The following is a 479-nucleotide window of genomic DNA, read 5'->3' as shown; positions in this document are numbered from 1 at the left end:
ACTTGCTTTAAATGCTGCAATAGAAGCCGCACGCGCTGGAGAGCAAGGGCGAGGCTTTGCTGTGGTAGCCGATGAGGTTAGACTTTTAGCGTCGCGTACATCAAAAGCAACCGAAGAAATTGTAGAAGTAGTGCAACGAAATCGCTCGCAAACTCAAAATACGGTTTCGGTTATAGAGCAAGGCCAGGAAAAAGCAGAACGCGGTTTAGCATTATCTAAAGAGTCTGGTGATGTTATGAGCGAAATACAAAACGGCGCGCAAGAAGTAGTAAATGCGATAGGCCAGTTTACCAACGAGCTAAAAGCGAACAGCTAATCTACCTGTAAAATACTTGGCTTTAATTAATAGAGCCAAGTATTTAAATTAATGTGTAATTTTTAAAATTACTCCATCTAATCAATACCTAACTAAAAAATTAATATCACCTAAGCCCCCCCCTCAATTTAAAATATAAGTTCCTAAGGCTTAATTAAATACT

Annotated in this window: 1 protein-coding gene; it reads left to right on the top strand. The window is 39.2% G+C overall.

Translation table 11 applies throughout. From position 1 onward, the window contains the following. A partial coding sequence (locus CWC11_RS20345; RefSeq protein ID WP_249330783.1) for a methyl-accepting chemotaxis protein occupies positions 1–316 on the top strand: 316 nt, incomplete at its 5' end. Positions 317–479 lie beyond the last annotated feature (163 nt).

The sequence above is a fragment of the Pseudoalteromonas sp. S3178 genome, from assembly GCF_005886985.1.
In the GTDB taxonomy this organism is placed as follows: Bacteria; Pseudomonadota; Gammaproteobacteria; order Enterobacterales; family Alteromonadaceae; genus Pseudoalteromonas; species Pseudoalteromonas carrageenovora.
Note: the sequence above shows the minus strand (reverse complement) of the source record. Positions and strands in the feature narration are given on the sequence as shown.